At 47.0% G+C, this 8,104-nt stretch carries 11 protein-coding genes; 5 read left to right on the plus strand and 6 right to left on the minus strand.

Annotated elements, in window-relative coordinates:
* A partial coding sequence (hisI, locus tag RMO35_RS14750; protein ID WP_309742088.1) for a phosphoribosyl-AMP cyclohydrolase occupies positions 1-421 on the minus strand: 421 nt, incomplete at its 3' end.
* Positions 422-460: 39 nt separating this feature from the next.
* Between hisI and RMO35_RS14755 the strand changes: the two genes are divergently transcribed.
* Entirely contained in the window at positions 461-637 is a 177-nt protein-coding gene (locus RMO35_RS14755; RefSeq protein ID WP_309742089.1) for a hypothetical protein, read from the plus strand.
* A 16-nt stretch (positions 638-653) separates the two neighbouring features.
* Here the strand turns inward: RMO35_RS14755 and RMO35_RS14760 are convergent, their stop codons facing one another.
* Entirely contained in the window at positions 654-1,028 is a 375-nt protein-coding gene (locus RMO35_RS14760; protein ID WP_396134971.1) for a ferredoxin-thioredoxin reductase catalytic domain-containing protein, read from the minus strand.
* A 408-nt stretch (positions 1,029-1,436) separates the two neighbouring features.
* On the opposite strand from RMO35_RS14760, the gene RMO35_RS14765 reads away from it, so the two are divergent.
* Positions 1,437-1,643, plus strand: coding sequence for a hypothetical protein (locus tag RMO35_RS14765; protein WP_309742090.1), 207 nt, complete (start codon positions 1,437-1,439; stop codon positions 1,641-1,643).
* A gap of 156 nt (positions 1,644-1,799) precedes the next feature.
* Positions 1,800-2,657 carry an inositol monophosphatase family protein gene (locus RMO35_RS14770; RefSeq protein WP_309742091.1) on the plus strand — a complete coding sequence of 286 codons (858 nt, stop codon included), beginning with the start codon at positions 1,800-1,802 and terminating at the stop codon, positions 2,655-2,657.
* 75 nt (positions 2,658-2,732) lie between these two features.
* Here the strand turns inward: RMO35_RS14770 and RMO35_RS14775 are convergent, their stop codons facing one another.
* Positions 2,733-3,332, minus strand: coding sequence for a Uma2 family endonuclease (locus tag RMO35_RS14775; RefSeq protein ID WP_309742092.1), 600 nt, complete (start codon positions 3,330-3,332; stop codon positions 2,733-2,735).
* Positions 3,333-3,851: 519 nt separating this feature from the next.
* Here RMO35_RS14775 and RMO35_RS14780 point away from each other — a divergent pair.
* Positions 3,852-4,760, plus strand: coding sequence for a molecular chaperone DnaJ (locus tag RMO35_RS14780; protein ID WP_309742093.1), 909 nt, complete (start codon positions 3,852-3,854; stop codon positions 4,758-4,760).
* A gap of 83 nt (positions 4,761-4,843) precedes the next feature.
* Positions 4,844-6,190 (plus strand): ATP phosphoribosyltransferase regulatory subunit, encoded by a 1,347-nt coding sequence (locus tag RMO35_RS14785; RefSeq protein ID WP_309742094.1) that lies wholly within the window; start codon positions 4,844-4,846, stop codon positions 6,188-6,190.
* Between the two features lie 315 nt (positions 6,191-6,505).
* Here the strand turns inward: RMO35_RS14785 and RMO35_RS14790 are convergent, their stop codons facing one another.
* The 3 genes from RMO35_RS14790 to RMO35_RS14800 form a co-directional block, all read right to left on the minus strand.
* Positions 6,506-7,039: a tetratricopeptide repeat protein gene (locus RMO35_RS14790; protein WP_309742095.1), complete on the minus strand. Its 534-nt coding sequence runs from the start codon at positions 7,037-7,039 to the stop codon at positions 6,506-6,508.
* A gap of 50 nt (positions 7,040-7,089) precedes the next feature.
* Positions 7,090-7,299 (minus strand): hypothetical protein, encoded by a 210-nt coding sequence (locus tag RMO35_RS14795; protein WP_309742096.1) that lies wholly within the window; start codon positions 7,297-7,299, stop codon positions 7,090-7,092.
* 91 nt (positions 7,300-7,390) lie between these two features.
* The gene (locus RMO35_RS14800) at positions 7,391-7,729 is read right to left on the minus strand and encodes a hypothetical protein (protein WP_309742097.1); all 339 of its coding nucleotides are present in this window, start codon (positions 7,727-7,729) and stop codon (positions 7,391-7,393) included.
* Between the last annotated feature and the right edge of the window lie 375 nt (positions 7,730-8,104).

Consider the following 8,104-nt stretch of genomic DNA (forward strand, 5'->3'; position numbering starts at 1 on the left):
CGCGACGATCGCAGATCGTCTGATATAAATCTGATAAAGTATCGGCGGGCGGTGCGATTTTGGTATCGGTGGCAACTTGGTGAAAACAGCTCCGTTCGCCTGTATGACAGGCAATATCGCCCACTTGTTCGACTGTCACTAGGAGGGCATCGCTGTCGCAGTCGTAGCGCAACGATTTGACGTGTTGAATGTGTCCGCTAGTTGCGCCTTTATGCCAAAACTCCTGCCGCGAACGGCTCCAGAACCAGGTTTCACCAGTCGCGATCGTTTTGGCTAAAGATTCGCTGTTCATCCATGCCATCATCAGCACGGTACCATCCAAATAATCTTGGACGATCGCGGGAACTAAACCCCGCTCGTCGTACTTTATCCGATCGATCGGAATAGCTGAATGCAGACTGGTAAATTCATCGACGGACATGAGTGAGCAGCACGAGATAATTAAGAATTGGCGGCTAGTTTGCCACCTAAATTTATTTTACCATTGGCATGTCCTGGGATTGTCATGGCAAATTACCAGGAGATTGCCGATTTACCGAAGGTAACGCTACGCGAACGATACAGCAACGGTCGCAACTCTCGATCGTCTAGTTCGATCGAACTAATCGAATTAACGACCCTTACCCAAATCGACTAGATCGATAGTTAACTATTTATACTGCTTTAACTTCGTCGAGGGAGATCTCTTGCATTTTTCCAGCAAAGTCATTTTCAGGAGTTAGGAATAACATGCAGTGGCATTCTTTGCGCTCGCGCATGGGGACGCAGGGACAGTTCCAAAAAGCTGCTTTGACTTCAGCTTCTTTATCTTCATAGTGTCTGCACGGACATAGGGGCGAACCCAGCTCTTCCTTATTTTTTGCCAGTCCCTTAATCACGACAGCGGTTACGGAGAGATCGACACAGAAGTAGGTATCGGTGTTTTTGGCATAAGTTTCGGAAAAATGTCTCATGGCTTCCAGCATTTTCTCGCTGGGTTCATTTGACAGATCGTTTGTTTCCTGTGTTGCTGCTGGGTTCATGACCATCAGGTTAGTGGGTGAATGATTGCTTGCTCTAGCATTTTACCGAAAAACCTGTCATCTGGCGATTGATTGTTAAGTTGTGACTATCTTTGCCGATTCCTGCGCCAGTCAGCGAATAGCAGATCGGGGAAATTTCTGCAAAAAATAGTACTGACAAAGAGTAGATTTTGACGTTTAGAGGAAGTCTATTGAATAATTTTGGATTGAGTATGTCTAAATCGATCGCATTAACGATAAATACTTGCGATTTAATTGTAATTATTTGTATGTTTCAACCGCACTTTTTAATCTTATAGGTAGAATAATTATTGACAATCGATCGCTTAAAAATATCTCTCGATCGGCTGATAGAAATAACGAGATGGTCGGATAAAATCAATTCACACCTAAAAATATAAAAAAGGATTTATCATGCAGCTTATCATTCAGTTAGATGCTCAAACGGCTCAGCAATTAGAAGAGGTTCAAAACCATACAAATCAAGACCTTAACTTGGTAATCCAACAATGTATCGGACTCTATCACCAGCAGCTACAGCCACATCGACAGTTTTATATCGAAACAAAAAGACAGTATGAGCTAGTTTGCAGCGCATCAGCAAATAGTAGTACTAACTAAATACCGATAATAAGTTAATTCTCGCTCTATCTCTCGCACCCGTTGGCGGAGCCTCTGTGCAAGAGAATCGGGAGATTTTTAGTGCGATCTACGATCGCGCAAATGGGACGGTGTTATTGTACGATAACGATCGCACGCATTTACTCGATCGAGCTAATGAACTCACCGCATTCCACTACCGCTGCCGATACACTAGCACAACGGGCAAATTATTTAGAAGTAGCAAATATCGCCGCTTTAGCCGCCGGGGAAGTCTTGCAAGCTTGTTGGGGTAAATTAGAGTCGATCGTCGAAAAGGGGCGTCCGGGCGATCTAGTTACCGAAGCAGACAAACAAGCCGAAGCCGTAATTTTAGAAGTCTTGCGCCAGCATTTCCCGGAGCATTCGATCTTGGCTGAGGAATCGGGACAATATGGGGCGACCGATGCGAAGTACCTCTGGGCGATCGATCCCCTAGATGGGACGACAAATTATGCTCACCAGTACCCGTTTTCCGCCGCCTCGATCGGGTTGTTAATCGATGGGGTGCCGACAGTCGGGGCAATCTACGATCCGTTCCACCGCGAACTATTTAGCGGTGCGCTCGGACTGGGTGCCACTTGTAACGACAAACCGATTCACGTTTCGAGTGTGGCTAAATTAGCTCAAAGTCTGCTTGTCACTGGATTTGCGTACGATCGCCGCGAAACTGCGGATAATAATTATCAAGAATTTTGCTATCTCACCCACGTTACCCAAGGTGTCCGACGGGCGGGAGCCGCATCCATAGACCTCGCTTACGTCGCCTGTGGCAGGCTAGATGGCTATTGGGAGCGGGGACTATCGCCATGGGATTTGGCGGCTGGGGTGGCGATTGTAGAGGCGGCTGGTGGAATTGTTACTGCCTACGATCGCACGCCTTTTGACATTCGATCGGGTCGAATTTTGGCAACTAACGATCGCTTACATGAGGAGTTGAGTCAAACACTACTGCATGTCGCACAGATCGAACCTTGGTCTTGGCTCAAACCCTGACTTATATTACTAGGATCGATGCTAGGAGGAATCTTTGCTCGTCGAATCCTGGGTACTCGATCGAGATATTGCTATTTAATTAGGATGTGCCTGACGGAATCTCTCGACAGCTTCAATCCGGGAAGTCTCGCCGATGAGAATACATTCAGCCACGATCGCTAGATCGATGGGCGCAAGTACAGAAATTTGACTGCGGTTTACTTTTTGATATCCATCAGATTGGAGGCTATAAACGGCTAAGACACCATCATCCCAAAACCAAACTTCATCAATTCCTAACTCCCGATAGCACTGTAATTTAGATTCATCGCCACTGGTGAAGTTGACTTCAACACACAGCTTGGCTCCTTGAATTTCATAGGATTCATCCGCCTCAGCCGCCGCTGCACCTTCCCGCTTTTGAGTCATCGATCCGGTAGGTTCAAACTCAATTTTGCGATCTAATAAAAATACCTCAATCAAAATCGCAATAATCTTTTTGAATAATTCATGTGCAGCTCCCGGCATCAGAATTTCAATCGTCCCACTGTAATAAAATAACTTTACCCCACGAGTATCATTGAAACCTTGTTGCAGATGCTCGAATTGTGCCCAGGTTTTTCCGCGCTGGATCGTGCGGACATCTCCTTTCCCGATCGCAACTTCAATTGGGGATGTTCTACTCGCGATCGTCATTTTATCTCCAATTGCTCGTGGGCGTTGTGTCTCGATCGACTAATTATATCATTTGCGATTCTCGATCGAATCGCGCTAGTTAAGTATCAAATAACCTGTGTGCGAGATGTGAATGTTTGCAAGTATGATTTTATGCTGCCCCAACATCTTACTACTAGCTCATAGCGGCATTTCAAGCCGAGAGAACAGATCTTTAATTGAGCGATCGGCACTTAAGGATTACAAATGTAGTAAAGCGCAATCATGATTTTCGACCCTTTTGTACCCTCTGCTGGCTTTTGCACTATTTGTGTCAGGTGGGGCTAAAACCTAATTACCAACAAATTTTAGGCAAACGTGAATATTGCGATCGAAATAGGGAATATATAAAGGGTGTACCCCGAAAAAGTCTGCGCCTGGATACAGGTAGCAGCAGAATCCGAAGCCTAAAGCTTGCGACCCGACCGCAAGCGATACCACTCAGATCTGGGCGTACTCAATCCAACCCACGAGATACCTGTTGCTGCGGATCGCATGTCTATGAGTTTTCAATTAGATCGAGGACTATTTCAATTTGAATTCACCGATCGACACGCTATTCTGGGTGTGGGCGTGAATGCTGAAGAAATAAATATCAGAGAACGCTACCAAGCTGTAGCCAGGTTATTGCATCCCGATAGTGCGCGCTGGAAAACAGAAGCAGATAAACAGCTTGCTATAAGATTGTTTTCGCGACTGATTACTCATGCTTACGGGCAATTGTCGCGACAGTCGCAGCTTCAAGAGCAGATTATCATGCTCGACCTGTTGGGTAAAAGATTGGTCGAACAGAGCAGTCAAATTCAGATCGCCGATCCGTTATGCCAGCAACTTTACCAAAGCGGTAATGATTTCGAGTATGTTTACGATCGGCTCTTGACGCAACTAGCAACCGAGCAGTATTCAGATCCCAACAATAGCGCGCCGATTATCAATCAAATTAGCGAATTGAATATGGTGTATCTGTTACGCAAACAGTTGCAATCAGTCAGGTCTACACCTCCAGTAGCTGCGAATAATCCTACTGCAAGTGCGGCTAAAGAAAACTCATCCGCCGAGTCAAATAAACCATCTCCAGTCGAAGGCGCATTGCGACGCGCCGAAGATTATACGAGCAAGAAAAATTGGGTCAAAGCAGTACCCGAAATCAAAGAAGTCATTAGTGCCGAGCCAAATAACGCCCGAGCGCACACCTTGTTGGGACTGGTTTATCTCAATCAGCACCAATTAACTATGGCAAAAATTTCGATTAATAAAGCCCTGCAACTAGCACCTAAAGATCCCCAAGTGCTGCAAGCTAAGCAGGAATTCGAGCGGGCGTCCAATCCGAGCAACGGTACTAATGGTAAAAATGCTCCCAAAAAAGCCAGTGAAGGAATGTTTAGTGGCTTATTTGGCGGCAAGAAATAGCCCGAGCGGATCTTTAATCCCAAACGTGTGATGAGCCACTGCACGCGATCGATTAAAATTAGGAAGTTGCCACCTCCAAACACATGACAGATCGCAATCCTGCTGTTTTCTTGCCCACACCAGGCGATAATAATGCCCATCCTCAATTTGTTGGCGGCGATGCTGCTGGTACGGAGCGCACCTCGGCGCAGCTTGCAACCAACCGCAGCGCGTCCATTAATTTTTATGCGCCCGGTGCTAGGGATTTATTACCGTTAGATGTCGCTCAGCAGCAGTGGGTGGAAAGCGGCATTCAGGATGTATTTCACCGCTGGGGCTACCATCGGATCGTGACTTCGACCTTGGAGCGACTGGAAACGCTGATTGCTGGCGGAGCGGTCGGTCGCGAAACTGTCATTCAAATTCCGAGCGCCAAAGGTGGTACGCTAGGCTTGCGCCCAGAGTTGACTGCTTCGATCGCCCGTGCAGCGGTAGCGCGAATGGGGGATCTATATCCACAGCGGCTGTATTACAACGCTAACGTCTTTCGCCGTGCCGATCTCGAACATCACGGTCGTCAACAAGAATTTTATCAATCGGGAATTGAATTACTAGGCAGCGGCGGGATGCTGGCTGATGTCGAAGCGATTCTCTTGATGGTGGATTGTTTGAGATCCTTGGGCGTTCCTAATTGGCAAATCATCCTCGGCGAAGCAGGTTTGAGCCGCGCCCTCATCGCCCAATTCCCAATCGAATTTCAGACCCAAATTCGGCATTGCTTGGCACATCTCGATCGAGTTACCCTCGAACGATTGCCGCTGACGCCGCAACAGCAGCAACTAGCACTCTGGCTGCTAGATCTCCGGGGCAATCCGGCTGGAGTATTGGCACGATTGACTCAGCTCGAACTCGATCCCCAGAGCCAAGCAACCATCGCCCATCTCCAAACTTTAATCGATTTACTGACTACCACCAGTCCAACACCATTGCCGCTGATCTTGGACTTAAGTCTGATCCAAACCTTTGATTACTATACTGGCATCGTCTTTGAGGCAGTCAGCGTTACTGAAGATCGCGCTCATATTCTCGGTAAAGGTGGACGCTACGACAAATTACTGGCGCTCTATCACCCACAGGGGCAAAATTTCCCTGGGATCGGCTTTGCCCTGAATATTGAAGATTTGCAACAAGTGCTGCAAACTCACCCCTTGATGCCGCGTACAACTACCAAACCCGACTGGTTAGTAGTGGCGACGACTTCTGATGCAACTGCTGCGGCGCTGATGTATGCGGACAAATTGAGAGCGACAGCCGCATCCGTGCGAGTTGAGATGTACCTTGACAATGAAAATCGCGATCGAGTTCGCCAAATTGCCATCGAGCGCGGTGTCGCTACTATCGCCTGGGTAAGTAGCCAAGAAACCACCATCGAAGAACTATCGCGCTCCTAATTGAACGGCTCGATCCAAATAGGGCAGGCATGTATCAGATACGATTAACAAACTCTTCTTTTGCGATCGAAACCCCTTGCCCTCACCCCCAGCCCCACTCCCAAGCTTGGGAGCGATTCGCGCTCGTCGGGGTTCCCGACGGTTAAGCGAATCAGCGACGCGCGTTCTGGAGGTTCCCTCCAGGTCGAGCGCGTCAAGACAAGACAGAGGGGATCCGGAGCCGGAGGCGAGGGCGGGGTGAGGGCGAAGGGCTTGTGCTAGTAAAAGAAGTGTTTGCAAACCGGATTTGGTATTAGACCAGATCTCCACCGCCGCCTAAATTTCCTGAATTTTTTCTAAAGTGCGCTGATAGTCCCAATCCCGATCTTGCTGGCGAAATAACTCGGCTGCTGCTTGGAGATCCGTAATGCCACCGTGTCGGTCGCCTAAATAAACTCTAGTTAAACCACGGTTATAATAAATTTTGGCACGATGGCGATCTAATTCGATCGCTCGATCGTAATCGACCAAGGCACCATGCAGATCTTCGAGACGATAGCGAACATTGCCCCGATTATAGTAATTAGTACTGCTGCGATCGTCCAATTCGATCGCCCGATTGTAATCCGACAAAGCTCCTTGTTTATCTCCCAATCGAGCGCGTAATAGACCCCGATTGACATATGCTTTAGCATAACTAGGATCGATTTGGATCGCACAGTTATAGTCAGCTAGCGCCCCTTCTCGATCTCCTCCTAGATCCCGCAGCCGACCTCGATTGTAATATTCACGCGCATCTTGGGGATGCTGTTGGAGGTCGGGATGAGAATCTACCGGAATCTCCGGCTGGTCGTTTAGATTGTCATGCATATGTTCGTATTTCAATGTCATGTCGATCTGGAAGTAACGCTATAATTCTTTTACTTAAAACTGCTAAATCGTTGGCGGCGCTCGGCGATCGCTTCGTGCGCGAACATTCCGAACGGCAATGCAGCCAAGACTAAAATGTTTACGATCGAGATTCTATCAGTTTCAACAAGTTGGTTGGTATCTCTACCAAAAAGTCCAGCCGAATTACCTAATCTCACACCTTTAAATATCTCAAAGCCTTCAGTAGTGCGTACATTCATTACATCAAACATCTCGACGTTGATGTTTTAGAGATGGCTTTACCCGACTTAGATCGAGCGAATTCGATCGCCAAAAACGCTCGCAATATACTTACTTTTCTTGCTCTGATAAATTGGCAAATAGTTCTTGGAGTTTCCACCGTTGAATATATGGCCAGCCGCCATTCTCTTCGATATCTCGCAACAAAGCATACAAAGCCTGACGGCTATTGGGCAGCGCTGATTGAAAATAGCCTTGCTGAATTTCGCGGTGTAACTGTTCTAAAGTGCGGAGCAACCTCAACAGTGCTAGTGGATCGTGACGATCTCGCTCGGCAATTTCGTGGATCTCATCGACGAAGCCAAGCTGTTTTGGTACCGCAGGTACTGCTGAGGGTAGTTCGTTTGATGGTAGCTGTGGGGGTGAATTAACGTCTATCTCTGGGTTCATTTAGCTTAGTTTGTCAAATAAATTTAATAAAAATTAATATACTGTCGATTTACAAATAAATCTAAACACAAATATTCTCAAATCATTTGCCGTCAAATGGTATCTAGGCGGCACGAGCGTTGTAAAATACCGATCGACAAGACAATTATCTTACTGTGTCTCTAGTGAAGATCGAACACAATCTTGAAGATTAATTTCGCTGCTGGGTATACTCATAGACAAAGATAGACAAAAACTGCCATAACATAAAATATATCGAAGATTGAGGTTCATCATGAAATTTCGCGGATTAGTCGCCGCTCTGCTAGCCATCTGTATTGGCTTGTTGACGGCTTGCAGTGATGCTCCGGTATCAGCAACCACTGTACTTACATA

It is taken from the genome of Chamaesiphon sp. OTE_20_metabat_361, from assembly GCF_031364565.1.